General features: G+C 75.0%; 21 protein-coding genes and 1 tRNA gene. 11 read left to right on the top strand and 11 right to left on the bottom strand.

Annotated features, from left to right (window positions below; translation table 11 throughout):
• Positions 1-76 precede the first annotated feature (76 nt).
• On the bottom strand, positions 77-700 hold the full coding sequence (locus tag ACGBYP_RS02255) for a YczE/YyaS/YitT family protein (protein ID WP_411581640.1): 624 nt from the start codon (positions 698-700) through the stop codon (positions 77-79).
• 61 nt (positions 701-761) lie between these two features.
• Between ACGBYP_RS02255 and ACGBYP_RS02260 the strand changes: the two genes are divergently transcribed.
• Both ACGBYP_RS02260 and ACGBYP_RS02265 read left to right on the top strand, forming a co-directional pair.
• Positions 762-2144 carry a PLP-dependent aminotransferase family protein gene (locus tag ACGBYP_RS02260; protein WP_411581641.1) on the top strand — a complete coding sequence of 461 codons (1383 nt, stop codon included), beginning with the start codon at positions 762-764 and terminating at the stop codon, positions 2142-2144.
• 128 nt (positions 2145-2272) lie between these two features.
• Entirely contained in the window at positions 2273-4201 is a 1929-nt protein-coding gene (locus ACGBYP_RS02265; protein ID WP_411581642.1) for a hypothetical protein, read from the top strand.
• Positions 4202-4368: 167 nt separating this feature from the next.
• Here ACGBYP_RS02265 and ACGBYP_RS02270 read toward each other — a convergent pair whose 3' ends face one another.
• The 3 genes from ACGBYP_RS02270 to ACGBYP_RS02280 all read right to left on the bottom strand — a co-directional run bounded on the left by ACGBYP_RS02270 (position 4369) and on the right by ACGBYP_RS02280 (position 8753).
• Positions 4369-5355, bottom strand: coding sequence for a LacI family DNA-binding transcriptional regulator (locus ACGBYP_RS02270; protein ID WP_411581643.1), 987 nt, complete (start codon positions 5353-5355; stop codon positions 4369-4371).
• Between the two features lie 75 nt (positions 5356-5430).
• A complete protein-coding gene (locus ACGBYP_RS02275; RefSeq protein WP_411581644.1) occupies positions 5431-8031 on the bottom strand; it encodes a bifunctional FO biosynthesis protein CofGH in 2601 nt (866 codons plus the stop codon).
• 212 nt (positions 8032-8243) lie between these two features.
• Complete coding sequence (locus ACGBYP_RS02280; RefSeq protein ID WP_411581645.1) at positions 8244-8753, bottom strand: flavin reductase family protein; 510 nt, start codon at positions 8751-8753, stop codon at positions 8244-8246.
• Positions 8754-8779: 26 nt separating this feature from the next.
• Here ACGBYP_RS02280 and ACGBYP_RS02285 point away from each other — a divergent pair, with 26 nt between their 5' ends.
• Positions 8780-10201, top strand: a complete 1422-nt coding sequence (locus ACGBYP_RS02285) for a dihydrolipoyl dehydrogenase family protein (RefSeq protein WP_411581646.1) — start codon at positions 8780-8782, stop codon at positions 10199-10201.
• A gap of 29 nt (positions 10202-10230) precedes the next feature.
• Positions 10231-11199: an NAD(+)/NADH kinase gene (locus tag ACGBYP_RS02290; protein ID WP_411581647.1), complete on the top strand. Its 969-nt coding sequence runs from the start codon at positions 10231-10233 to the stop codon at positions 11197-11199.
• Positions 11200-11288: 89 nt separating this feature from the next.
• Here the strand turns inward: ACGBYP_RS02290 and ACGBYP_RS02295 are convergent, their stop codons facing one another.
• On the bottom strand, positions 11289-12074 hold the full coding sequence (locus tag ACGBYP_RS02295; RefSeq protein ID WP_411581648.1) for a transglutaminase-like domain-containing protein: 786 nt from the start codon (positions 12072-12074) through the stop codon (positions 11289-11291).
• Between the two features lie 129 nt (positions 12075-12203).
• Between ACGBYP_RS02295 and ACGBYP_RS02300 the strand changes: the two genes are divergently transcribed.
• Complete coding sequence (locus ACGBYP_RS02300; protein WP_411581649.1) at positions 12204-13025, top strand: SGNH/GDSL hydrolase family protein; 822 nt, start codon at positions 12204-12206, stop codon at positions 13023-13025.
• Positions 13026-13047: 22 nt separating this feature from the next.
• Here the strand turns inward: ACGBYP_RS02300 and ACGBYP_RS02305 are convergent, their stop codons facing one another.
• Positions 13048-15354, bottom strand: coding sequence for a putative bifunctional diguanylate cyclase/phosphodiesterase (locus ACGBYP_RS02305; RefSeq protein WP_411581650.1), 2307 nt, complete (start codon positions 15352-15354; stop codon positions 13048-13050).
• Between the two features lie 172 nt (positions 15355-15526).
• Positions 15527-15826 (bottom strand): DUF427 domain-containing protein, encoded by a 300-nt coding sequence (locus ACGBYP_RS02310; protein ID WP_411581651.1) that lies wholly within the window; start codon positions 15824-15826, stop codon positions 15527-15529.
• Between the two features lie 151 nt (positions 15827-15977).
• Between ACGBYP_RS02310 and ACGBYP_RS02315 the strand changes: the two genes are divergently transcribed.
• The gene (locus tag ACGBYP_RS02315; RefSeq protein ID WP_411581652.1) at positions 15978-17009 is read left to right on the top strand and encodes an LLM class flavin-dependent oxidoreductase; all 1032 of its coding nucleotides are present in this window, start codon (positions 15978-15980) and stop codon (positions 17007-17009) included.
• Between the two features lie 56 nt (positions 17010-17065).
• Positions 17066-18088 (top strand): aldo/keto reductase, encoded by a 1023-nt coding sequence (locus ACGBYP_RS02320; protein WP_411581653.1) that lies wholly within the window; start codon positions 17066-17068, stop codon positions 18086-18088.
• Positions 18089-18157: 69 nt separating this feature from the next.
• On the opposite strand, the gene ACGBYP_RS02325 is transcribed toward ACGBYP_RS02320, so the two are convergent.
• The 3 genes from ACGBYP_RS02325 to ACGBYP_RS02335 all read right to left on the bottom strand — a co-directional run bounded on the left by ACGBYP_RS02325 (position 18158) and on the right by ACGBYP_RS02335 (position 20329).
• On the bottom strand, positions 18158-19366 hold the full coding sequence (locus ACGBYP_RS02325; protein ID WP_411581654.1) for a S1C family serine protease: 1209 nt from the start codon (positions 19364-19366) through the stop codon (positions 18158-18160).
• A gap of 171 nt (positions 19367-19537) precedes the next feature.
• Positions 19538-20086 (bottom strand): DsbA family protein, encoded by a 549-nt coding sequence (locus ACGBYP_RS02330; protein WP_411581655.1) that lies wholly within the window; start codon positions 20084-20086, stop codon positions 19538-19540.
• Between the two features lie 170 nt (positions 20087-20256).
• A tRNA-Arg gene (locus tag ACGBYP_RS02335) sits at positions 20257-20329 on the bottom strand.
• 69 nt (positions 20330-20398) lie between these two features.
• Between ACGBYP_RS02335 and ACGBYP_RS02340 the strand changes: the two genes are divergently transcribed.
• The 3 genes from ACGBYP_RS02340 (at position 20399) to ettA (ending at position 23662) form a co-directional block, all read left to right on the top strand.
• Entirely contained in the window at positions 20399-21205 is an 807-nt protein-coding gene (locus tag ACGBYP_RS02340; protein WP_411581656.1) for a class I SAM-dependent methyltransferase, read from the top strand.
• A 145-nt stretch (positions 21206-21350) separates the two neighbouring features.
• Positions 21351-21881, top strand: coding sequence for a single-stranded DNA-binding protein (gene ssb, locus ACGBYP_RS02345; protein ID WP_411581657.1), 531 nt, complete (start codon positions 21351-21353; stop codon positions 21879-21881).
• A 110-nt stretch (positions 21882-21991) separates the two neighbouring features.
• Complete coding sequence (gene ettA / locus ACGBYP_RS02350; protein ID WP_411581658.1) at positions 21992-23662, top strand: energy-dependent translational throttle protein EttA; 1671 nt, start codon at positions 21992-21994, stop codon at positions 23660-23662.
• Positions 23663-23770: 108 nt separating this feature from the next.
• On the opposite strand, the gene ACGBYP_RS02355 is transcribed toward ettA, so the two are convergent.
• Entirely contained in the window at positions 23771-24142 is a 372-nt protein-coding gene (locus ACGBYP_RS02355) for a protein-tyrosine phosphatase family protein (RefSeq protein WP_411581659.1), read from the bottom strand.
• Between the two features lie 487 nt (positions 24143-24629).
• On the opposite strand from ACGBYP_RS02355, the gene ACGBYP_RS02360 reads away from it, so the two are divergent.
• Complete coding sequence (locus ACGBYP_RS02360) at positions 24630-25049, top strand: acyl-CoA thioesterase (protein WP_411581660.1); 420 nt, start codon at positions 24630-24632, stop codon at positions 25047-25049.
• Positions 25050-25078 lie beyond the last annotated feature (29 nt).

Here is a 25078-nt window from a genome sequence, read left to right on the forward strand (position 1 = left end):
GCCGGGAACGCTAGCCGCCGGGTCCGACCGTCGTGGAGCCCGACCGGTGGCCGGACGCACCGGTCGACCGCCGGGGTCAGGTGCCCGCCGGCGCCCGGTCCCGCAGCCGCAGGGCCGGGATGGTCGCGTGGGTGAGCGCGCCGATCGTGGCCGCGTAGAGCACGGTGCCCACGCCCACGTTGCCGCCCAGGAGCCAGCCGACCCCGAGCACGCCCAGCTCGATCGAGGTGCGCACGACCCGCGGCGACAGGCCGCGGGCGGCCAGGCCGGTGCTCAGCCCGTCGCGCGGCCCGGCCCCCAGCCCCGCGCCGATGTACGCGCCGGTCGCGACCCCGTTGAGCACGATGCCCACCAGCAGTAGCGGGATGCGCAGCCCGAGGGTGGTCGGCGCCGGCACCAGGGCGAGCGTGGCGTCCAGCGCGAGGCCCAGCACCAGCACGTTGGCCAGCGTCCCGACGCCGGGCCGCTGGTGCAGCGGCACCCAGGCGAGCAGGACGAGCACGCCCACGGCGATGGTCCACGTGCCGATCGACAGGCCGAAGGTGCGTGACAGGCCCTGGTGCAGCACGGCCCAGGGCATCTGCCCGAGCCCGGCCTCGAGCATCAGCCCGCAGCTGGACCCGTAGAGCACCAGCCCGGCGAGCAGGAGCGCCAGGCGGGTGGGGCGGCGGTCCGGCGGCATCGGGTCGACCAGGTGCATGGCCGCAGCCTCTCCCGCCTTGGCCTTGTCGGAGAAGGGCCAAGTCCGCTTCGATGGCCCGGTGGGCACCGACCGACTCGCCGAGCTCCTCGGCCCCTGGCTGGGCGCGGGGCCGGCCTACACCGCCGTCGCCGCCGGGATCCGCGGCCTGGCGCTCGACGGCCGGCTCGCCCTGGGCACCCGGGTGCCCAGCGAGCGCACCCTGGCCGCAGCCCTCCGGCTGAGCCGGACGACGGTCACCGCCGCCTACGACGTGCTGCGCACCGAGGGCTACCTGGTCAGTGCCGGCGGGGCGGGCAGCCGGGTCACCCTGCCGGCGTCCGCGCCGGAGCGGCCGGACGCCGACCCGGGGGAGCCGGCCGTCGTCCGGGACCTGACCGTCGCCGCGACGCCCGCCCCGGCCCAGCTCCTCGACGCGGTGGCACAGGCGGCCACGGACCTGCGGCCGCTGCTGTCCGGGCACGGGCTGCACCCCTACGGGCTGCCGGCGCTGCGCACCGGCGTCGCCGCGCACCTGACCCGCCGGGGGCTGCCGACGGTGCCGGAGCAGGTGATGGTGACCAACGGCGCGCTGGCCGGCTGGGACCTGCTGCTGCGCACCGTCACCCGCCCGGGTCAGCGGGCGCTGGTCGAGCAGCCCACCTACCCGTCCGCGCTGGACGCGGTGGTGGCGGCCCACCTGCGCCCGGTGCCGCTGCCGGTCACCGCGGAGGGCTGGGAGCTGCCCGCCGGAGCGGCCGACGTCGCGCTGCTCACCCCCGACGGGCAGAACCCGACCGGGCTGCTCGCCGACGACCGGCAGCGGCGCGCGCTGCTCGCGGCGGTCGACGCCCCCGTCGTCGCCGCGGACGAGACGTTCACCGACCTGGTGCTCGACGGCGCACCGCCGACGCCGCTGGCGGTGCTCGACCGGCGGGTGGTCACCCTCGGCTCGATGAGCAAGGCCTTCTGGTCGGGGCTGCGGGTGGGCTGGGTGCGCGCCGACCCGCCGCTGCTGGCCCGGCTGGCGCAGACGCGGGGGACCGTCGACCTGAGCAGCCCGGTGCTCGAGCAGCTGGTCGCCGTCCGGCTGCTCGCCGTCGCCGACGAGGTGCTGGCCGACCGGGTCGCCTGGCTGACCGCGGCCCGCGACGCCCTGCTGGCCGCGCTGGCCGACCAGCTGCCCGACTGGCGCGCCACCCGGCCGCAGGCGGGGGCGATGCTGTGGGTGCAACTGCCCGGCGGCAGCTCCACCCGGCTGGCCGGGCACGCCCTCGACCTGGGGTTGCGCGTCACGCCGGGGCCGCGGTTCACCGTCGACGGCACCGCCGACCGCTGGCTGCGGCTGCCGCTGTCGGTGCCCGCAGAGGGCGCCGGCGAGCTCGTCGGGGTGCTGCGTGAGGCCTGGCGGCGCACCGCCGCCGGGGCGGTGTCCGGGCGGACCGCGCCCCGCTGGACCGCCTGAGCCGCGCGGCGCCCGGCCGACCGGCGGGTCGGCCGGCGCGCCTTGACAAGCCTGTGCGGCCGCTTAGCCTGGGCGCGGGGTGACACGAGTCACCTCTGTTGCTGCCGCACTCGACGAAGAGGACGCGCATGGACGCCCCCGCCACCCCCACGGAGACCCTGGTGCCCCGGCGCCGCCGTCTCCGCCGCCTCCCGGGCCTGCTGGCCCTGACCCTCGCCCTGTCCGTCACCCCGACGGCCATGGGTGCTGCGACGGCCGCTCCGCCGCAGCAGGTGGACGCCACCCAGCCCGACCTGGGCGTGAACGTCACCGTCTTCGACCCCAGCACGCCGGTCGCGCAGATCCAGGCGAAGGCCGATGCGATCTACGCCGAGCAGGTGGCCAACGAGATGGGCACGCAGCGGTACGCGCTGCTGTTCAAGCCCGGCACCTACGGCACGGCGACGCAGCCGCTGCAGCTCAAGGTCGGCTACTACACCGAGATCGCCGGCCTGGGTGCCTCCCCGCGCGACGTCACGATCAACGGCAAGGTCGAGGTCTACAACCGCTGCCGCCCGAACGCCGACGGCACGCCCAACTGCATCGCGCTGGACAACTTCTGGCGGTCGGTGTCGAACTTCCACCTCAACGTCAACGCCGCCGGCCAGGACGGCTGCCGGCAGTCGGCCAACTTCTTCGCCGTCTCCCAGGCCTCGCCGATGCGCCGGGTCGAGGTCACCGGCGGCACCCTGTCGCTGATGGACTACTGCACCGCCGGCCCGCAGTACGCCAGCGGTGGCTTCATCGCCGACACGCTGGCCGGTGACGTCGTCAACGGCTCGCAGCAGCAGTGGCTGACCCGCAACAGCACCATCACGAGCTGGTCCAACGGCGTGTGGAACCAGGTCTTCTCCGGCGTCGAGGGCGCGCCCGGTGAGGCCGGGTTCCCGACCCCGCCGTACACCACGGTGGAGAACACCCCGGTCAGCCGGGAGAAGCCGTACCTGTTCGTCGACGCGAAGGGCGCCTGGCAGGTCCGCGTCCCCGCGGCGCAGACGAACACCCGCGGCGTGAGCTGGGACGAGGGCACGACCGCCGGCCGCACCGTCCCGCTGACCGACTTCTTCATCGCGAAGCCGTCGACCAGCGTGCAGGAGATGAACAACCAGCTGGCCCGCGGCAAGCACCTGCTGCTGACCCCCGGCGTCTACGACGTCGCCAGGACCATCGCCGTCAAGCGCGCCGACACCGTCGTCCTGGGGCTCGGGCTGGCCACGCTGACCGCCGTGGACGGCGCGGTGCCGATGACCGTCGCCGACGTCCCCGGGGTCGTCGTCGCCGGCGTCACCATCGACGCCGGCACGACGGAGTCGCCGGTGCTGCTGGAGGTCGGGAAGACGAACGGCAACAACAGCCCGGGGAAGAGCGGGGCGACCAACCCGACGACCCTGTCGGACGTCTTCTTCCGCGTCGGTGGCCCGCACGTGGGCAAGGCCGACACGGCACTGGTGGTCAACAGCGACCACGTGCTGATCGACCACACCTGGGTGTGGCGCGCCGACCACGGCGTCGAGGGCTTCACCGCCGGCGTCAACGGAGACACCGACCGCTGGCGCACCAACACCGGCCGCACCGGTGTGGTCGTCAACGGCGCCGACGTCACCGCGACCGGCCTGTTCGTCGAGCACTTCCAGCAGCACAACACCGTCTGGAACGGCGAGCGCGGCCGGGTCGTGCTGTACCAGAACGAGATCCCGTACGACCCGCCGTCGCAGGCCGACTGGCAGGAGCCGGACGGCACGCTCGGCTGGGCCGGCTACAAGGTCGGGGAGGGGGTGACGACCCACCGGCTGGACGGCGGTGGCGTCTACGGCTACCAGCGCAACGCCGGCCCCGGCATCACCACGCAGATGGGCTTCGAGGTCCCGACGACCCCGGGCGTGCAGCTGCACCACGTGATGACCGTGCACCTCGACGGGCTCGGCGTCATCGAGCACGTGGTGAACGACGTGGGCGGCCGCTCCGACGGCAGCACCGCCGGGACGCCGCGGTACGTCGTCGACCACCCGGCGCGCTGACCCGACGCAGGACCGCAGGACCCGGTGGGCCGGAGCGCACGCGCTCCGGCCCACCGGCACGTCCGGCCCCGATCGGGCCAGCGGTGACGTGCACCCCTGGCCACTCTCGAGCCGAGCCGTGCGCCGCCGGCGCACATCACCTCGGGACGGCGCCCTGCCCGTCCCGGTCAGGCCGAGTCGCGCACCACCAGCCGCAGGACGTCGGCGGGGTGCGCGGGCGCGGGGTCGCCGTCCAGCGCGGCGATCACCGAGGCCGCCAGGAACCGGGCCTGCAGCTCCGCCGACTGCGAGACGGTGGTCAGCGGGGGTGCGGCCAGCGCCGCGGCCGGGACGTCGTCCACGCCGATGACGGCGAGCTCGCCGGGGACCCGGACCCCTTCGGCGCGGGCCCCGGCGAGGACGGCGAGCGCGACCTCGTCGTTGTAGGCGGCCACCGCGGTGACCGGCTCGTCGCCGGCCCGGAAGGCGCGCACCGCCGTCCGGCCGGACTCCACGGACACCTCGACGGGCTGCACCCGCGGGTCGGGCAGGCCCAGCCGCCGGCACTCCTCGCGGACACCGGCCAGCCGGGGTGCGGCGAAGCCGGCCAGTCGCGGGTCGGTCGTCGTCGTGTAGCCCAGCACCCGATGTCCGGCACCGGCCAGATGCTCGACCTGCAGCCGCCCCACCTGCGCCTGCCCGGCGGCGAACGCCCCGGGTCGCCGCTGCTCCTCGTCCAGGACGGTGGCGACGACCGGGACGCCGGCCCGGCGCATGCCCGCCTCCTCCTCGTCGGAGAAGCCGGTGAAACCGACGACCGCCCGGGGGGTCACCGCCCGCCACAGGTCCGACAGCGGCCGGTCCCCGCGCGAGTGGTGGACCAGCACCGACAGGTCACGGGCAGCGAGCTCGCGGGTCAGGTGGTCCAGCAGGGCATCGAGCACGGGGCCGACCGGCCAGTCGGGGACGACGCAGAGCACGAGGTCGCTGCGTCCGCTGCGCAGGGTGCGGGCGGCCACCGACGGGGCGTACCCGAGCCGCTCGGCGGCGGCGCGCACCCGCTGCCGGGTCTCCTCGGAGATCACCGTGCCGGTCGTGTCGTTGAGGACGTAGCTCACCGTGGTGCGGGAGACCCCGCTCTCCCGCGCGACGTCCGCGCTGGTCACCCGTGGCACGCCCGCTCCTCCCGCCGAGCCGGGTCGAGGCCCGGCGGGAGGACATCCTGCCGGACCGGCCGGCCCGTGGGCGGCTCAGACGAGCTTGAGGGTGAGCGCCTGCCGGCCGGCGTCGGAGCGGGCGGTGGCCATCCGCTCCGCGGACGGCGTCCCGTACTCCGTGGTGCGCTGGCGGGCCGGGCGGCCGATGCCGGCGGCCATGGCCTCCAGCTCGGCGATGGTCTTGAGCGACCCGTTGCCCGAGCCCGCCATCCGGCTGATGGTCTCCTCCATCAGCGTGCCGCCCAGGTCGTTGGCGCCGCCGTTGAGCATCGCCTGGGTGCCGGTGTCGCCGAGCTTCACCCACGAGGTCTGGACGTTGTCGATCCGCCCGTGCAGCAGCAGCCGGGCGACCGCGTGCACGGCCCGGTTCTCCCGGTTGGTGGGCCCCGGGCGGGCGACGCCGGCCAGGTAGATCGGGGAGTTGTGGTGCACGAACGGCAGCAGCACGAACTCCCGGAAACCACCGGTCTCGTCCTGCAGGGCGGCCAGCGTGCGCAGGTGCGCGACCCAGTGGGCGGGGGTGTCGACGTGGCCGTACATCATCGTCGACGTCGTCGGCAGGCCCACCTCGTGCGCCGTCCGGACGATCTCCAGCCAGGCCGCCGCGGGCAGCTTGCCCTTGGTCAGCACCCAGCGGACGTCGTCGTCGAGGATCTCCGCCGCCGTCCCGGGCAGGGAGTCGACGCCGGCCTCCTTGGCGGCGGTGAGGAAGTCGCGGTAGCTCAGCCCGGTGCGCGCCGACCCGTTGACCACCTCCATCGGCGAGAACGCGTGCAGGTGGATGCCGGGACGGCGGGACTTCACCTCCCGCGCGAGGTCGAGGTACGCGGTGCCGGGCAGGTCGGGGTGGATGCCGCCCTGCATGCAGATCTCGGTCGCGCCGCCCGCCCACGCCTCGTCGACCCGGTCGCCGACCTGCTGCATCGACAGGGTGAAGGCGTCGGCGTCGGTGCGCCGCTGGGCGAACGCGCAGAACCGGCAGCCGGTGTAGCAGACGTTGGTGAAGTTGATGTTCCGGTTCACCACGTAGGTGACCGAGTCGCCGTTGACGTCGCGGCGGACGGCGTCGGCCAGCGCGGCCAGTGCGTCGAGGTCGGCGCCGTCGGCGCCCAGCAGCGCCAGGTACTCGGCGTCCGACAGCCCCGCGGGGTCGGTCTCGGCGTGCCGCAGCGCGGCGTGCACCGCGGGGTCGCCGGCGGCGATCGCGGTGGAGTGGCCGTCGCGGGCGCCCTGGGTGCGCGACCGCAGCTCGGCCCAGTCGCCGTAGACCGCGTCGAAGTCGCTGCGCCGGTCGCCGGTGCGCCCGACGGTGTCGATCTCGGTGTGCAGGTCGACCCGGCCCGACGCCGTCCAGGCCTCGTCCGGCTCCTGCCAGGGCAGGCCGACCGGGACGCGCCCCTCGACGGCGAGCCCGTCGGGGCCGGCCAGCGCCGACACGTGCGGGCGCACGCGGGGGTCCAGCCACGGCTCGGGCTGCAGCACGTAGCCGGGCTGGGCGGCCAGCCGCTCGCGCAGGGTGAACCCGGCGTCGGCGGTCAGCTCGGCCAGCTTGTCGATGTTCGGCCACGGGCGCTCGGGGTTGACGTGGTCGGGGGTGAGCGGGGAGACCCCGCCCCAGTCGTCGACGCCGGCGCGCAGCAGCAGGCCGAGCTCGGTGGAGTCGGAGAGGTTCGGGGGCGCCTGCACCCGGGCGGCCGGGCCGAGCACCAGCCGGCTGACGGCCACCGCGGCGACGTACTCCTGCAGCGCGAGGTCGTCGGCACCGGCCATCGCGGTGCGCGGCTTGGCCCGGAAGTTCTGCACGATCACCTCCTGCACGTGACCGTGCCGCCGCGCCGACGCCCGGATCTCGGCCAGCGCGTCGACCCGCTCGGCGTAGTTCTCGCCGATGCCCAGCAGCACCCCGGTGGTGAACGGGACGGCGGAGCGGCCGGCGTCCTCGAGCACCCGCAGCCGGACGGCGGGCTCCTTGTCGGGGGAGCCGAAGTGCGGCCCGCCCTTCTCCGACCAGAGCCGGGTGGCCGTCGTCTCCAGCATCATGCCCATCGACGCCGCGACCGGCTTGAGCCGCTGGATCTCCTCCCAGCTCAGCACGCCGGGGTTGAGGTGCGGCAGCAGCCCGGTCTCCTCCAGCACCCGGACGGCCATCGCCCGCAGGTAGCCCAGCGTGGAGTCGAAGCCGTGCGCCTCCAGCCACTCGGCGGCGACCGGCCAGCGGTCCTCGGGGCGGTCGCCGAGGGTGAACAGCGCCTCCTTGCAGCCCAGCGCCACGCCGGCCCGGGCGATGTCGAGCACCTCGTCGGGGGAGAGGAACGGGGCCTTGCCCTCGGCGCGCAGCTGCCCGGGTGTGGTCACGAACGTGCAGTAGTGGCAGCGGTCGCGGCACAGGTGGGTGAGCGGGATGAACACCTTGCGGCTGTAGGTGACCACCCCGGGGCGGCCGGCCGACGCCAGGCCGGCGTCGCGCACCCGGGAGGCGGTGGTCAGCAGCCGGTCGAGCGGCTCGCCGTCGGCCAGGCCGCGGGCGTGCATCAGGGTCTCGGCCTCGGTGGCGTCGAGGGTCACGCCGCGTTCGGCGCGGACCAGCGCTCGGTTGAGGGCGGACGCGGACGGGGCGGGGAGGGAACCAGTCATCGCAGGCACGACGCTAGACCCGGCAGGTGACACCCGCGTTCCCGAGGGCGGAAGTGGCCACTCTCGCCCTCGGCGCGGCCGTCTCGCGGTGGGGTGAGCCGCGGTGCCCGATCCGGCAGATCGACAACTACCTGGCCGCGCTCGAGGAGCGGGGTGAGCCGCGGTGGACGGCGGCTCACCCCACCGCGGGGCGGCTCACCCTGCCCGGGCCCTCAGGGACGGCGGAGGGGCTGGCCGGCGCCGTCGGTGAAGCGGCCGCGCAGCCGCAGCAGCGGGTCGCCGTCCCCGAGCACCGGCACGTCCTCGACCTGCAGCAGCACGACGACGTGGTCACCGGCCTCGACCACCGAGGCCACCGTGCAGTCGAGCGCGGCCAGCGCGCCGTCGAGGACGATCGCGTCGCTGACCGGGCCCCGCCGCCACGGCACCGACTCCAGCAGGTGCCGGGCGCTGGGCCGCCCCGCGGAGGAGAACCGGCTGGCCAGGATCGCGTCGGCGGAGGCCAGCACGTTCACCGCGCAGGACCCGACCGCCTGCAGCACCTCGGCCGGGTACCCCTCGGCGGCCAGCCCGATCGCCACCAGCGGCGGGTCGGCCGACACGCTCATCAGCGACGTCACCGTCGTCCCGACGTCGTCGATGTCGTCGCGCACGGTCAACAGCACCACCCCGGCCGCGTACTGGCGCAGGGCGGCGGCGTACTCCCGAGCATCGACAGGCACGGGGGTCAGTCGACCACAATGCAGTCGTGACCACTGGTGAGCACAGCTACGACGTCATCGTCATCGGAGCGGGGTCGACGGGCGAGAACGTCGCCGACATCGTCGTGCGGGGCGGGCTGACCGCCGTCCTCGTGGAGAGCGAGCTGGTCGGCGGGGAGTGCTCGTACTGGGCCTGCATGCCCAGCAAGACGCTGCTGCGCGGCAGCGAGGTGCTGGCCGAGGCCCGCGCCGTGTCGGGTGCGGCGGCCGCGGTGACCGGCGAGCAGGACGTCGCCGCGACGCTGGCCCGGCGCGACTCGTTCACCAGCAACTGGGACGACGCCAGCCAGGTCGACTGGGTCGAGAGCAGCAACATCGCGCTGGTGCGCGGCAAGGGGCGGCTGGACGGCGAGAAGCGGGTCGTGGTGACCGCGCCCGACGGCACCGAGCAGGTGCTGGTCGCCCGGGAGGCCGTGGCCCTGTGCACCGGCTCGCGCGCCGCCGTCCCGCCGGTCGACGGGCTGGCCGACGTCGACCCGTGGACCCCGCGGGAGGCGACCAGCGCGAAGGTCGTGCCGGGCCGGCTGCTGGTCATCGGCGGCGGGTACGTGGGCTGCGAGATGGCCACCGCGTGGCAGCAGCTGGGCGCGTCGGTGACGCTGTTCCAGCACGGCGAGCGGCTGCTGCCGCACCTGGAGCCCGCCGCCGGCGAGGCGGTCGAGGCCTCGCTGCGCGACCTGGGCGTCGAGGTCCACCTGGGCACCGAGGTGCAGGCCGTCCGGCGCGAGGACGGCGAGGTCGTGCTCACCTGCTCCGACGGCGAGTTCCGCGGCGACGAGGTGCTCGTGGCCGTCGGCCGGGCCGCCAACACCGACCAGGTCGGGCTGGAGACCGTCGGCCTGGAGCCGTCGGGCCACCTGGAGGTCGACGAGTCGCTGCAGGTGCCCGGCACGCCGTGGCTCTACGGCGTCGGGGACGTCAACGGGCGTGCGCAGCTGACCCACATGGGCAAGTACCAGGCCCGCCAGGCCGGCGCGGCGATCGTCGCCCGCGCCCGCGGCGAGCAGGTCGACCTCTCCGACTGGTCGCCGTTCGTGGCCACCGCCGACCGCCGGGCCACCCCCAGCGTGGTGTTCACCGACCCGCAGGTGGCCGCGGTCGGCCTGACCGCGGCGCAGGCCGAGGACGCCGGGCTGCCGCACCGGGTCGTGGAGTACGCGATCGGCAGCGTCGCCGGCGCCGCGGTGCACGCCGACGGCTACACCGGGACGGCGATCGCGGTCGTCGACACCGAGCGCGAGGTGCTGCTCGGCGTCACCTTCGTCGGCGCGGGCGTGGCCGAGCTGCTGCACTCGGCGACGATCGCGGTGGTCGGTGAGGTGCCGATCGCCCGGCTGTGGCACGCCGTCCCGTCCTACCCGACGATCAGCGAGATCTGGCTGCGCCTGCTCGAGACCTACCGGGGCTGACCGTGCACGGTGGGAGCCGCATCGGGCTCGTGCTGCACCCGTTCCGCGACTGCGCCGGCGCCGTCGACCAGGTGACCGCCTGGACGACGACGCACGGCGTGGAGCTGGTCGCGAGCGCCGAGGACGTGGCCCGGCTCGACCTGCAGGGGGTGACCCCGGTCGGTGTGAAGGAGCTCGCGACCAGCGTCGACGGCATCATCGCCCTGGGCGGCGACGGCACGCTGCTCGGCGCGATGCGCCTGGTCGTGGCCGACCCGGTCCCGGTGCTGGGCGTCAACTTCGGCCGGCTCGGGTTCCTCACCGAGGTCGAGGGCCGTGAGCTCGAGGGCGCGCTCACCGCGATGGCCGAGGGCCGCTCGACCCTGGAGTCGCGCAGCTGCCTGGTGGTGCGCGGTCCGGGCTGGGAGACGGTGGCCTTCAACGACGTCGTGGTCGCCCGCGTGCCGGGGGAGGGGATGGTCGACGCGACCCTGTCGGTGGCCGGCCGCCGCTACGGGCACTACCGCAGCGACGCGCTGATCATCGCCACCCCGATGGGGTCGACGGCCTACAACTTCGCCGCGGGCGGGCCGGTCATGTCCCCGGGCGCCGAGGGCGTGCTCGTCACCCCGTCGGCGCCCCTGAACGGCATCGACCGCACCCTGGTGCTCGGGCCGCACGAGCCGCTGCACCTGGCGCTGCCGGAGAACGCCGGGCGGCCGGCCGTGGAGGTCGACGGGCTCGTGGTCGGCCGTCTGGGCCCCGGCGACGAGCTGCACGTGTCCACCCGCGCCGACGCCGGGCTGCTGGTGCGCCTCGACGACTGGCTGGCCGCCGACCGCAGCCGGGTGAAGCTCTCGCTGCTGGACCTGCCGCTGCTGCCCGAGGAGCTGGCCGAGCTGCTGCCCGACGAGCTGCGCCGCCGCCAGCCGGGAGGCGTGACGCCCCCGGGCAGCACCTCCTCGACCACGCCGTCCGTCCGCCGCCCGGACCCCTCGGACGGTGATCAGGTCACCTGATCGAAGACTGTCCTACTGCACCGACGTTGCTGCGGTAGGACAGATCCTGATCAGGGGACCTGATCCACGTCCGGCGGGGACCGGGCGCGCTACGGCAGCGGGAAGGGCTCGTCGTCGGGGGCGGGCAGGTCGCCGTCCACGGTGGCGGTGACGGTCATCCGCTCCAGCACCGCCTGCCCGCCGAACAGCGACAGGAACGCGGTGTCGGCGGCGTCCCGGCCCGAGCAGATGCGCACCAGCGCCGACGTCGGGGCCAGCCGGGTGGCGTCGACGGTCTGCCAGACGCCGTCGACGTCGGCCTCGACCACGGCGTGGAAGTCCATCGGCGAGAGCCCCGGGGCGTAGACGGCGACCAGCCGGGCCGGGACCTCCAAGGCGCGCAGCATCGTGATGGTCAGGTGCGCGTAGTCGCGGCACACGCCCCGGCCCAGCAGCAGGGTGTCCACCGCGGTGTCGACCGAGCGGCTGGACCCGGAGACGTACAGCAGCCGGCGCGCCACCCAGGCGGCGACCGAGGCGACCAGCGCGGCCCGCGGCAGTGACCGGTCGAACTCGGTGCCGGCGTACCCCTCGAGCTCGTCGGAGGGGCAGTAGCGGCTGGGCCGGACGAACTCCGCCCACTCCGCCGGCGTCACCTCCCGCGGGCTGCCCGCCGATTCGACCTGCGCCGTGTAGGCGATCGTCGTCTCCCCGGCGGGCAGCTGCAGCCGGTGCACCCGGGCACCGGGGACGGCGATCTCCTCGACCGGCACCGGCTGACCGCGCCCGACCACGGTCAGCTGCTCGGTGAGCGGCGCGGCCACGGCGACCTGCAGCAGGGCGGTCGCCGGCGCGGGCGAGGAGACGGTGAGCGTGCAGGCCACGTCGGTGTGCATGACCGCAGATCCTGGCGGTCGCATGTGTCGGGCAGGAGACGGCGGCGTTGTGGGTTCGGCCACCGACCCGGCACGGGCTCACCGGACCCTCGTCGGGTGCCGCCGTCCCGGTCGTGGTGCAGTAGGGGCGTGCAGCCGGGCAGCGACCGACGGACGTGGCAGCGCTACATCGCGCTGGGGGACTCCTTCACCGAGGGGCTCAGCGACCCCGACCCCACCGCCCCCGACGCCTTCCGCGGGTGGGCCGACCGGCTGGCCGGGCACCTCGCGGCCGCGGCGCCGTCGGGCACGGTCGAGTACGCGAACCTGGCCATCCGCGGCCGGCTGCTGGCCCAGGTGCTCGGCGAGCAGGTGCCGGCGGCGCTGGCCGCGCAGCCGGACCTGGTGAGCCTGGTCGCCGGCGGCAACGACCTGCTCCGCCCCGGCGCCGACCCCGACCGTCTCGCCGCCGACCTCGAGCAGGCGGTCGTGCGGTTCCGGGACGCGGGCACCGACGTGCTGCTGGCCACCGGCGTCGACCCACGGCAGACGCCGATCATCCGGCGCACCCGCGGCCGGGTCGCGGTGTTCAACGCCCACCTGTGGTCGATCGCCTCCCGGCAGGGCGCGGTCGTGCTCGACCAGTGGGGTGCGGCGTGGGTGCAGGACGCCCGCATGTGGGACCAGGGCGACCGCATCCACCTCACCGCCGAGGGCCACCGGCGCACCGCCCTGGCAGCGGCCGCGGCCCTCGGCGTGCCGGTCGCCGGCGACGACACCGACTGGTCGACGCCGCTGGACCCGGCGCCGCCGCTGCCCACGCGCGAGGTCCTGGCGCAGGAGGCCGCGTGGGTGCGCGGGTTCGTCGTCCCGTGGATCGGCCGGCGGCTGCGCGGCCGGTCCTCGGGCGACGGACGGACGCCGAAGCGGCCGGGGCTGCGGCCCGTGCACGCCGGGGAGCGCGTGGGCTGAGCCGGCCCGCCGGGACCGGACGTCAGGCCCGGCCGACCTCCGGCAGGTCGCCGGTGCGGGGGCCGAGGCGCTGCTGGAAGGACTCCAGCCACGGCCGCAGCCCGGCCAGGTCGGGGTCCTCGCCCAGGTCGCCCAGGCTGCGCAGGTCGCCGCTCTCGGCGGCCTCCCGCGGCTCGGGCACGAACGGGTCCTGGACGCCGTTGGCGGCCAGCAGCTCGCGCAGCTCCAGGAACGCGCGGGAGGGCCGGAACACCGACGGGTCGAAGTCGGCGTCCGCGACCGGGGGCTCGTCGACCTCGGCGGCCGGCGCGGCCTCGGGGGCGGGGAACGCGCCGGTCTCGGGCAGGGCGAAGGCGTCGAGCTCGGGGACGGCGGCGGTGCCCTGCGCCGGCTCCGGCGTCCAGCGGGCGCTGCCCCGGTCGTCGGGACGCTGCTCGCCGAGCTCGACCTCGTCCAGCTCGTCGACGTCGCTGAGGACGTCGGCCGGCAGCGCGAACGGGGTGTCGAAGGCCAGCGAGCCGGGGCCGGCGGGCGTCGGCCCGGACGGCGGGCCGTCCAGGCGGCTGAGGTCCGGCGGGGTGTCGAGGTCCTCGTGCTCGCGGGCCGGCAGCGGCGCCGGGCGGCCGAAGGCGTACCCCTGGGCCATCGAGCAGCCGTGCTCGCGCAGCCACCGGGCCTGCTCGCCGTCCTCGATGCCCTCGGCGATGACCTGCAGGCCCATGCCCGCACCCAGCTGTAGCAGCCCCTGCACCAGCGCGGCGGTGGCCGGCTGGGCGACGACGTCGGCGACGAACGAGCGGTCGATCTTGAGCGTGTGGATCGGCAGCCGGTGCAGCGCGGTGATCGCGGAGTAGCCGGTCCCGAAGTCGTCCAGGGCCAGCGTCACGCCGGTCTCGGTCACGGTGTCGACGGCGTGCAGCGTGGCGTCGGCGGCGAACAGCGCCGTCGACTCGGTGATCTCCAGCTCCAGCCGCTCCGGGGCGAGCCCCGACTGGGCCAGGGCGTCGGCGACGAGCTCGCTGAAGCCCGGCTCGGCCAGGTGCCGGGCGGAGATGTTGACGTGCACCCGCAGGTCGCTGTCCCAGCCGGCGGCGTCCCAGCAGGCCTGGTGCAGCACCCAGGCGCCCAGCCGGGAGGTCAGCCGGTTGTCCTCGGCCGCGGCCAGGAACGCACCCGGGGGCAGCAGCCCGCGGGTGGGGTGCTGCCAGCGGATGAGCGCCTCGTAGCCCAGCAGGTGCTCGTCGGAGAGCGCGACGATCGGTTGGTAGAACAGCCGCAGCTCACCGGCCTCCAGCGCGTGGCGGAGGTCGGTCTCCAGCTGCAGCTGGTCGACGTAGGCCTCGGTGACCGCGCCGTCGTGCAGCTCCATCCGGCCGCGGCCGCCGCTGGCCTTGGCCCGGGCGAGCGCGCTGTGGGCCTGGCGGAGCAGCGCCTCGGGGGAGATGTCCGACCCCAGCGTCATGCCGATGCTGGCCGACAGGGTGACCTCGCGGTCGGCGACGTGGAAGGGCTCGTCGAGCACGCCGAGCAGCCGGTCGGCCAGGGTGCGCAGCGCCTCGACGTCCTCGACGTCCTCGGCGAGCACGAGGAACTCGTCGGCGCCGAAGCGGACGGCGGTGTCCTCGACCCGGGTGCTCCAGCGCAGCCGGTCGGCGACCTGGCACAGCAGCTGGTCGCCGCCCTCGTGGCCGAGGGAGTCGTTGACCGCGGTGAACCGGTCGAGGTCCAGGTGCAGCAGGCCGACCGAGGTGGCGCGGCGCCCGGAGACCGCCAGCGCGTGCTGCAGGCGCTCGGTGAGCGCACGACGGTTGGGCAGGCCGGTCAGCGGGTCGATGAAGGTGCGGCGGACCAGGTCGTCCTCGGCCCGGCGGCGGTCGGTCACGTCGACCAGGGAGAGGACGACGAAGTGCAGCTCGCCGGTGCTGCGGTGGATGAGCTCGCGGCTCTGCTCCACCCAGATGCTCTCGCCGTCGGCGCGCTGCAGCCGGCGCTCGCCGACGACCTCCAGCTGCGGGTCCAGCAGGGTGGTGCCGGGCAGGTGCTCGCCGGCGAGGTCGGTCAGCGGGACGTCGTCGGGGTGGGTCAGCACGTCCAGGTGCCGGCCGACGAGCTCGCCGGAGGTGCGGCCGGTGAGCTCGCACAGCGCGGGGTTCACGACGAGCAGCCGGCCGCCGGCGTCGACGACGGCCTGGGCGACGGGCGCGGAGAGGAACAGCGCCCGGAAGAGCTGGCCGCGGTCGGCCAGCAGCACGTCGGCCGCGCGCAGCCGCTGCCCGGCCGTGCCGTCGGGCCCGACGGCGCGCGGCGACTCGGGAGCAGAGGTGGTCACCTGGACAGCGTCGCCCATGAGGGCGCTCCAGCCGCGCAACCTGGCCCGTGATCACGTGTTCGTGCCGTCACGTTCGGTGACACGTCGTCCCTCGGGTCACGCGGTTCTCGTCGTGCACCACCGGTGACCGGCGACGGGCCGGCGACGTGCGCCGCCGGCCCGCCGCGGGAGGTCAGGAGACGGTGACGCCGGGGGAGAAGGCGACGTAGCCGGCGAAGTCGCGGCCCACGCGCTCGACGGCGGAGGGCTTGAGGTCGGGGTAGCTCCAGGCGCCGTCCTTGCGGGTGCCCTCGGGGGTGACGACGTCCCAGTACTGCGCCGCGCCCTTCCACGGGCAGGTGTAGGGCGTCGCGCTCTCGGTGAGTGCGCCCGGGGTGACCGCCGACGGCGGGAAGTACCAGTTCCCCTCGATCTCCACGAGCTCGTCCTCGGTCGCCTCGGCGATGACGGTGCCGTCCACGGTGGCGCGCATGGGTCCTCCTGGGGTCCGCGGGCGGCGGGTGTGCCGCCCGACACGTCGGGGCCAACGCGCGGACCCCCCGATGTGATCCCGCCGGGTGAGGCGCGGGAACACCGCGGGCGTCCGGGACGCTCAGCGGGGCAGACGACGAGAGGTGAGTGCAGTGGACAAGAGGATCGGCTTCCTCAACTTCGGGCACTGGCAGCCCATCCCGGGTTCGCAGGTGCGCACCGGGGCTGACGCGCTGCTGCAGACGGTCGAGCTGGCCGAGGCCGCCGAGGAGCTGGGCGTCGACGGCGCCTACGTACGGGTGCACCACTTCGCCCGCCAGCTGTCCTCGCCGTTCCCGCTGCTGACCGCGATCGGCGCGCGCACCCGGCGCATCGAGATCGGCACCGGCGTCATCGACATGCGCTACGAGAACCCGCTGTACATGGCGGAGGAGGCGGCCGCGGCCGACCTGATCAGCGCCGGGCGGCTGCAGCTCGGCGTGAGCCGGGGGTCACCGGAGACCGCGCTGCGCGGCTCCGAGGCGTTCGGCTACGTGCCCCCGGCCGGCGCCGACGACGGCCAGCTCGCGCGCGAGAAGACCGGGCTGTTCCTCGCCGCGATCAGCGGCGCGACGGTGGTCGACGCCGACCCGCGGATGACCCGCGGGAGCGCGCGGCTCGCCGTCCAGCCGCAGTCGCCGGGCCTGCGCGAGCGCATCTGGTGGGGCTCGGGCACCCGCGCCACCGCGGTGTGGACCGCCCAGCAGGGCATGAACCTGATGAGCTCCACGCTGCTGTCCGAGGACACCGGGGTGCCCTTCGACGAGCTGCAGGCCGAGCAGATCGCCCTGTACCGGGCCGCCTGGGCCGAGGCCGGCTGGGAGCGTGAGCCGCGGGTGTCGGTGAGCCGGTCGGTCATGCCGATCACCACCGACGAGGACCGCGCGTACTTCGGCGCCGACCGGGGGAGCGAGGACCAGGTCGGCATCCTCGGCGGCGTCCGGTCGCGGTTCGGCAAGAGCTACGCCGGCGAGCCCGACGAGCTGGCCGAGCAGCTGTCCAAGGACATGGCCGTGCGCGAGGCCGACACCCTGCTGCTGACGATCCCCAACATGCTCGGCGTCGACTACAACGCCCGGCTGCTGGAGATCGTGACGGAGCACGTGGCGCCCGCCATCGGCTGGGTCCACCCCGACAAGCGCTGACCCCGTGCCCCCGCCGGACACGGTTCGGCGGGGGCGCCCGCGGGCAGGGGGCGCGCATGGAGATGCGCACGCTCGGCCGCACCGGCGTCAAGGTCAGCCCGCTCTGCTTCGGGGCGATGATGTTCGGCGCCTGGGGCAACCCCGACCACGAGGACTCGGTCCGGATCGTCCACACCGCGCTGGACGCCGGGATCAACGTCGTCGACACCGCGGACGTCTACGCCCGCGGCGAGTCCGAGGAGATCATCGGCAAGGCGCTGCTCGGACGGCGGGACGACGTCGTGCTGGCCACCAAGGCGCACGGCGCGATGGGCGAGGACCCCAACCACCAGGGCAACAGCCGCCGCTGGCTGGTGCGCGAGGTCGAGGCCAGCCTGCGCCGGCTGCAGACCGACTGGATCGACCTCTACCAGATCCACCGCCCCTCGCCGGACACCGACGTCGAGGAGACCCTCGACGCGCTGACCGACCTGCAGCGGGCGGGCAAGATCCGCTACTTCGGCTCCTCGACGTTCCCGGCGTCGGAGATCGTGCAGGCGCAGTGGGCCGCCGACCGGCGGCACACCGGCCGCTTCGTCACCGAGCAGCCGCCGTACTCGCTGCTCGTGCGCGGCATCGAGGCCGAGGTCCTGCCGGTGTGCCAGCAGTACGGCATGGGCGTGCTCCCGTGGAGCCCGCTGGCCGGCGGCTGGCTGTCGGGGAAGTGGCGCAAGGGCCAGGACGCCCCGGAGAGCAGCCGGTCGGCCCGGATGGGCGCCCGCTACGACCTCTCCGACCCGGTCAACCAGCGCAAGCTCGACGCCGCCGACGCCCTCGCCACCCTGGCCGAGGACAACGGGATGTCGCTGGTGGAGCTGGCGATCGCGTTCGTGGTCAACCACCCGGGCGTCACCTCGGCGATCATCGGCCCGCGCACCATGGACCAGCTGACCAGCCAGCTGCCTGCCGCCGACGTCGTCCTCTCCGCGGAGGTGCTGGACGCGATCGACGCGATCGTCCCGCCCGGCACGAACATCCGCGCCGACGACGCCGGCTACCAGCCGCCCTCGCTCACCGACGCCTCGCTGCGCCGCCGCTGAGCACACGGGTGTGCGCGGTGGTCGCTCCCCGGTCCGGGAGACGACCACCGGCGCACACCCGCGGGCCGGTCAGTCGGCGGGGCCGGCGACCAGGGTGACGGCGGCGGTCTGCGACGTCCCGGCGGCGTCGGTCCAGGTCACGCCGACCTCGTCGCCGGGGTCCTGTGCGGCCAGGGCCGTGGTCAGGTCGTCGGCGCTGCCCACCGGCGTCCCGCCGACCGCGGTGACCACGTCGCCGGCGCCGATCCCGGCCTGGTCGGCGGGGCCGTCGGCGACCACCCCGGCGATCGTCGCGCCGCCGGTGCCGTCGGCCACCGAGACGCCGAGGAACGCCGGCAGACCCTGGTGCACCGTCGCGTCGTCCACGCCGTCCCGCACCTGCCCGACCAGGTCCATCGCCGTGTCGATCGGGATGGCGTAGGACTGGACGGCGCCACCGCTGGAGGCCGCGGTGTCCATGCCGACGACCTCGCCGTCGGCGTCGAACAGCGGGCCACCGGAGTCCCCGGCCTGGACGTCGGCGTTCGTCTCGATCAGCCCGGTCAGCTGCTCGGGGTCTGTGCCCGACTCGCTGCTCGCGGTGATCGACCGGTCGAGGGCGGTCACGGTGCCGGGTGCGGCGCTGGTCGAGGTGGGGTCGCCGCCGGCATTGCCGACCGCGGTCACCGCCTCGCCGAGCTCGACGCCGTCGCTGTCGAGCTGCACGGTGTCCAGCCCGGAGGCGTCGGAGAGCTGGAGGACGGCGACGTCCGCGGTGGGGGCGGTGCCGACGACGGTCGCGGTGAACTGCTCGCCGGTCGACAGCACGGTCACCGTGATGCCGGTGGCGCCCTCGACGACGTGGTTGTTGGTCAGGACCTCGCCGTCTGCGGTGAGCACCATGCCGGTGCCCGCCGCCTCGCCGCCGGAGTACCCGAGCTCGGTCACGATGTCGACGACGCCGACCACCTGGTCCGCGGTCGCGGTGCCGGCGGCGGTGGCCGTCGAGCTGCTGCCGCCGTAGCCGGGCGGGGTCGCGTAGCCGCCGTAGCCGCCGGGCCCGCGGCCGAAGGTGACCACCGGCTCGGTCCCCGCCGACGGCGCGGCGACCGCGGCGCTCGCGCTCCCGGTGTGGGCGCCGATCACCACACCCGTGGCGATGCCCGTCGCCGCCAGCGCGCCGGCTGCGACGGCCTGGAGACCGCGTCGTCGCCGGGTGGTGAGTGCGGTGGGGAGGGCCGCGGGGGTCGGCTGGGCGTCGGTGGTGGCCGGGGGGAGCGGGGTCGTCTCGTCGTTCACAGGACGAGTGGACCGCCCGTGCCCCAGGAGACGCTGTGTCCCCGTTGGGAGTTGCCTGCACGTGCTGGCAGTCGGCTGGGATCCTGGCCCGGCGTCCCGTGCCCACGCCGCTGGATCGTGTGCCCGTGTCCGCCCAGGCCGGCTGACCGCGCGTCAGCCGGCCTCGGCGGGTCAGCCGCGGACGAGCGCCCCGAGGGCCTCCGGGTCGTAGAGCACCTCGGCGTCGACCCACTCACCGTCGAGCTGCGCCTGCGGCGTGCCCTCCGGGTCCTGCGCCAGGAACGCCGCCTCCCGCTCGACCACCCAGTCGGCGTACCGGCCCTCCCGCACGCCGGACACGAAGTCCGGGCTGGTCAGGCCGGCCCTGCGGCCCAGTTCGACGAGCTCGTCGGCGGTGAAGCCGCCGGTCTGCTCGGCCGGCTGGTCAGCGAACAGTTCCCGCCGCAGCTGGTCGAAGTGCCCGGCCTCGGCGGCCAGCGCCAGCGCGTTGGCCGCGCGCACGGACTCCGGGCCGAGGAAGCTGCGCATCCGGTACTCGACGGAGACCGAGCCGGAGGAGACCTCACGCCGCAGCAGGTCGCCGGAGGCGTCCTCGAACTGGCGGCAGTAGGGGCACTGCGGGTCCTCGAAGACGACGAGCTTCCGGCGGGCGTTGTCGCTGCCCACCAGCACACCGCCCTCGGGGGTGTGGCCGGCAGGGGAGGGGGTCGGGGTGGTCATGCCGTGCGCCCTACCCGTTGCGTGGTCGTCCCACCTGCTCCGGGGCCCGCCGAGCCGGGGGTGTGACAGGGCCCTCCTCGCACGTCCCGGCCCGGCCAGCGTTCGCGTCGTCCACCGAACGGGTCGGTGCGAGCGCGTCTCCCCGGGTGCGCCGGCGCCGGCGCCGTGAGCGCGCCCGGCAGGGATCGAACCTGCGACCAAGTGCTTAGAAGGCACCTGCTCTGTCCACTGAGCTACGGGCGCTCGCGCCCGCATCATCCCATCGGCTCGACCGGTTGGGGCACCATCACCGGGACGAGGGGGAGGTGGGGGATGCCGGACGGGACGGCGGTGACCGCGTCGTGGTCGGACGCGGACCGGTACGAGGCGTACATCGGCAGGTGGGGCCGACCGGTGGCCCGGGAGTTCGTCGCCGGGCTGGGCGTCCCGGCCGGACGCCGGTGGCTCGACGTCGGCTGCGGTACCGGCGCCCTCACCGAGACCGTCCTGGAGCTGGCCGAGCCGGCCGGCGTCCGGGGGATCGACCGGTCGCCGGCGTTCGTCCGGCACGCCGCCGCGCACGTGCTCGACCCGCGCGCCTCGTTCGGCACGGGGGACGCCGCCGCGCTCCCCGTCGGCGACGGGTCGGCCGACGTCGTCGTCGCCGGGCTGGTGCTCCACTTCCTGCCCGACCCCGGCGCGGCGGTGGCCGACTGGCGCCGCGCGGCGGTGTCCGGTGGCACCGTCGCCGCCTACGTGTGGGACTACGCCGGGGGCATGGACATGATGCGCGCGTTCTGGGCCGCCGCCGCCCGGGTCGACCCGGCGGGCGCGGGGCACGACGAGGGCGCCCGCTTCCCGATCTGCGCGCCCGGCCCCCTGGAGGCCGTCTTCACCGGCGCCGGGCTCACCGACGTGGTCACCGGCGCGATCGACGTCCCGACCGTGTTCGCGGACTTCGACGACCTGTGGACCCCCTTCCTCGGCGGCACCGGACACGCGCCGGTCTACGTCGCGTCGCTGACCGAGGACGTCCGGGACGCCGTCCGGGAGGAGCTGCGGCGCAGTCTGCCGGTGCGGGACGACGGCAGCATCGCGCTGACCGCCCGGGCGTGGACCGTCCGCGGCCTGGTGCCGTAGCCGGACCGCGTCCCCGGTGCCGGCCGCCCTCCACAGCGGGAGCGCGGGTCCACAGGTCCGGCGGAGGCCTGGGCCGCCGGGGGTCCCGGGCGCGACGGTGGTCGCACCGCGGCAGGTCGCCGCGGCCCAACACCGGAGGAGCACCGTGAACGAATGCCTCGTCACCGTCGTCGGCAACATCGTCACCCCGCCGCAGCGCAGCCGGCTGCCCAGCGGCGACGGCGTCACCAACTTCCGCATGGCCTCGACCTCCCGCCGCTTCGACCGGGAGACGCAGGCCTGGACCGACAACCGCACCCTCTGGGTCGACGTCGAGTGCTGGGGTGAGCTGGGCGGCAACGTCTCGCACACCCTGAGCAAGGGCGACCCGGTGGTGGTGCGCGGTGAGCTCTACACGCACTCGTGGGACACCGAGCAGGGGCGGCGCAGCCGGCCGCAGATCCGCGCAGCGCACGTCGCCCCGGACCTGGCCCGGGGGACCGCCGAGTTCCGCCGCACCGCCCGGCCGGCCGCGCAGGCCGGGCCCACCGGTGTCCCGGACGACACCGCCGCCGAGCCGCCGGCCGACGACCCGTGGGCCGACCGGCCCACGGACTACATCGAGGGTGAGGGGGCGTTGCACGAGGCGGACTCCGACCTCACCGGCGACCGTGCCGCGGTGCCGACGCTGACGTGAGCCTCCCGGACTGGGAGGATCGGAGCTGAGAACGCAGGGGGCGGGGCCGGGAGACGCCGGCGACGGCTGCCCTGCCCTGCCCCCTCACCGACGGAAGGCACCGACCCCCAGTGGCTCAGTACATCTACTCGATGGTCCGTGCGCGCAAGGCGCACGGCGACAAGGTGATCCTCGACGACGTCACCCTGGCGTTCCTGCCGGGCGCCAAGATCGGCGTCGTCGGCCCCAACGGCGCCGGCAAGTCGACGGTCCTCAAGATCATGGCCGGGATGGAGACCGCCTCCAACGGCGACGTCGTGCTCGCCCCGGGCGCCACGGTGGGCATGCTCCAGCAGGAGCCGCCGCTCAACGAGGAGCTCGACGTCCGCGGCAACGTCGAGGAGGCCGTCAAGGACCTCCGTGCCGCGCTGACCCGCTTCGAGCAGGTCAGCGAGGCGATGGGCGAGCCCGACGCCGACTTCGACGCCCTCCTCGCCGAGCAGGGCGAGCTGATGGAGGTCATCGAGAACGCCGACGGCTGGGAGCTCGACAACCGCATCGAGCAGGCCATGGACGCGCTGCGCTGCCCGCCCGGCGACGCCGACGTGACGGTCCTCTCCGGTGGTGAGCGCCGCCGCGTGGCGCTGTGCAAGCTGCTGCTCGAGGCACCCGACCTGCTGCTGCTCGACGAGCCCACCAACCACCTGGACGCCGAGAGCGTCGCGTGGCTGGAGCAGCACCTGGAGAAGTACGCCGGCACCGTCGTCGCCGTCACCCACGACCGGTACTTCCTGGACAACGTCGCCGAGTGGATCCTCGAGCTCGACCGCGGCCGCGCCTACCCCTACGAGGGCAACTACTCGACCTACCTGGAGACCAAGGCCACCCGGCTGAAGGTCGAGGGGCAGAAGGACGCCAAGCGCGCCAAGCGGCTCAAGGACGAGCTGGAGTGGGTGCGCTCCGGCGCCAAGGCCCGCCAGGCCAAGAGCAAGTCCCGGCTGGCCCGGTACGAGGAGATGGCGGCCGAGGCCGACAAGTTCCGCAAGCTGGACTTCGAGGAGATCCAGATCCCGCCGGGCCCGCGGCTGGGCAGCATCGTCATCGAGACCAAGCACCTCACCAAGGGCTTCGGTGACCGGGTGCTGATCGACGACCTGTCCTTCACGCTGCCGCGCAACGGCATCGTCGGCGTCGTCGGCCCCAACGGCGCCGGCAAGACCACGCTGTTCAAGATGCTGGTCGACCAGGACAAGCCCGACGACGGCGACGTGAAGGTCGGCGAGACGGTCAAGATCAGCTACGTCGAGCAGAACCGCAGCGGGATCGACCCGAACAAGAGCCTGTGGGAGGTCGTCTCCGACGGTCTGGACCACATCAAGGTCGGCAACGTCGAGATGCCCTCGCGCGCCTACGTCTCCGCCTTCGGGTTCAAGGGCCCGGACCAGCAGAAGAAGGCCGGCGTGCTCTCCGGTGGTGAGCGCAACCGGCTGAACCTGGCGCTGACCCTCAAGCAGGGCGGCAACCTGCTGCTGCTCGACGAGCCCACCAACGACCTCGACGTCGAGACGCTCACCAGCCTGGAGAGCGCGCTGCTGGAGTTCCCCGGCTGCGCCGTGGTGGTCAGCCACGACCGGTGGTTCCTCGACCGGGTGGCGACGCACATCCTGGCCTACGAGGGCGACTCGAAGTGGTTCTGGTTCGAGGGCAACTTCGACGACTACGAGAAGAACAAGGTCCAGCGGCTGGGCGTCGACGCCCTCCGCCCGACCCGCGCCACCTACCGCAAGCTCACCCGCGACTGACGAAGGACCCCGTCGCCTCCCACGCCTCGTTCCTCGGCGCGGGCCCCTGCGACGGGGCCGTGCACCGCAGGCCGGCCGGAGCACCCGCTCCGGCCGGCCTGTGGCTTGTCACGGGGAGAACCGGGCGACGAACCGGCGCTGCGCCGGGGTCTCCACCGCGCGGGGCCGGTAGTGCGCCCGCACGTACGCCACCGCCTCGCTCGCCGGGACCCCGTCCAGGACGGCGAGGCAGGCCAGCCCGGTGCCGGTGCGGCCGGTCCCGCCGGAGCAGGCGACCTCCACCCGTTCCCCGGCCGCGCGCTCCCACAGGTCCGTGAGCTCGGCCCGCAGCTGTGCGGGGTCCCGCGGCAGCCGGAAGTCCGGCCAGCGGACCCAGTGCTGCTCCCACGGCACCGGCTCCGGCCGGCGGCCGAGCAGGTACAGCCCGACGTCCGGCGGCGGGCCGGCCGGCAGCGGGGCGCCCAGACCCCGGCCGCGCACGCGGCGTCCCGACGGCAGGGGCAGCACGCCGGGCGCGCCGTCGCTCCAGCTCCCGGTCACGCGGACCGGCCGGCGATCGCGAGCGGGTGCGCCGGGCAGGTCACCGGGCCGTCGGTGACCCGGGCAGGGTGGCCGGCCAGGACGTGAGGTGCCAGCCACGGCACCGGGGGCAGCGGTAGGCGCGCTGCGGGGTCCGCTCCCGCGCGTCCCCGGCGTCGTGGATACGGGCCAGGGCGAGCCGCGCCGTCTCCTCGTCGCGGTACCGCCGCTTCGTGCACGCCCGCCCCGTCACGCACCCGTCCTCCCTCGCCGCCCTCCGGCCCGGGGTCCTTGCGGCCCGTGCACCGCGATCCCCTGTCGATGGTCCCTCGCCCGACGCGGGGACGCCGCCTCGCCGGTGCGTCCGGGACCCGGTGCCTGAGGGCAGGACGGGCCGGGTCGGACCCGTCGTGCGGGGTCACCGGGCACGGCTGGCAGGCTGGCGCGGGTGAGGCACACCGTCGCGGTCCCGATGCGCTGGTCGGACATGGACGCCTACCAGCACGTCAACAACGTGGCCTTCCTCGGCTACTTCGAGACCGCCCGGGTCGACCTGTTCTTCGACCACCCCACCCACGACGAGAAGACCGGCCTGCGCCGCGGCATCGTCGTGGCCTCGCACGAGGTCACCTACAAGCGGCCGGTGGTCTACGACGCCGCGCCGCTGGAGGTGCAGGTCTGGGTGTCCGGCGTCCGGTCGGCCGCCTTCACCTGCCACTACGAGCTGTTCGACCACGGGCAGCTCGCGGTCACGGGCAGCACGGTGCTGGTCACCTACGACTTCGCCACGAACCGCCCGCGCCGGCTCACCCCGGAGGAGAAGGTCTTCCTCGCGCGCTACGGCGACGACGCGGAGGTCCAGGCCTAGGTCCCACGTCGTGGACGGCCCCGGCGCCT

It is taken from the genome of Modestobacter sp. SSW1-42 (genome assembly GCF_046635825.1).
Classification (GTDB): domain Bacteria; phylum Actinomycetota; class Actinomycetes; order Mycobacteriales; family Geodermatophilaceae; genus Modestobacter.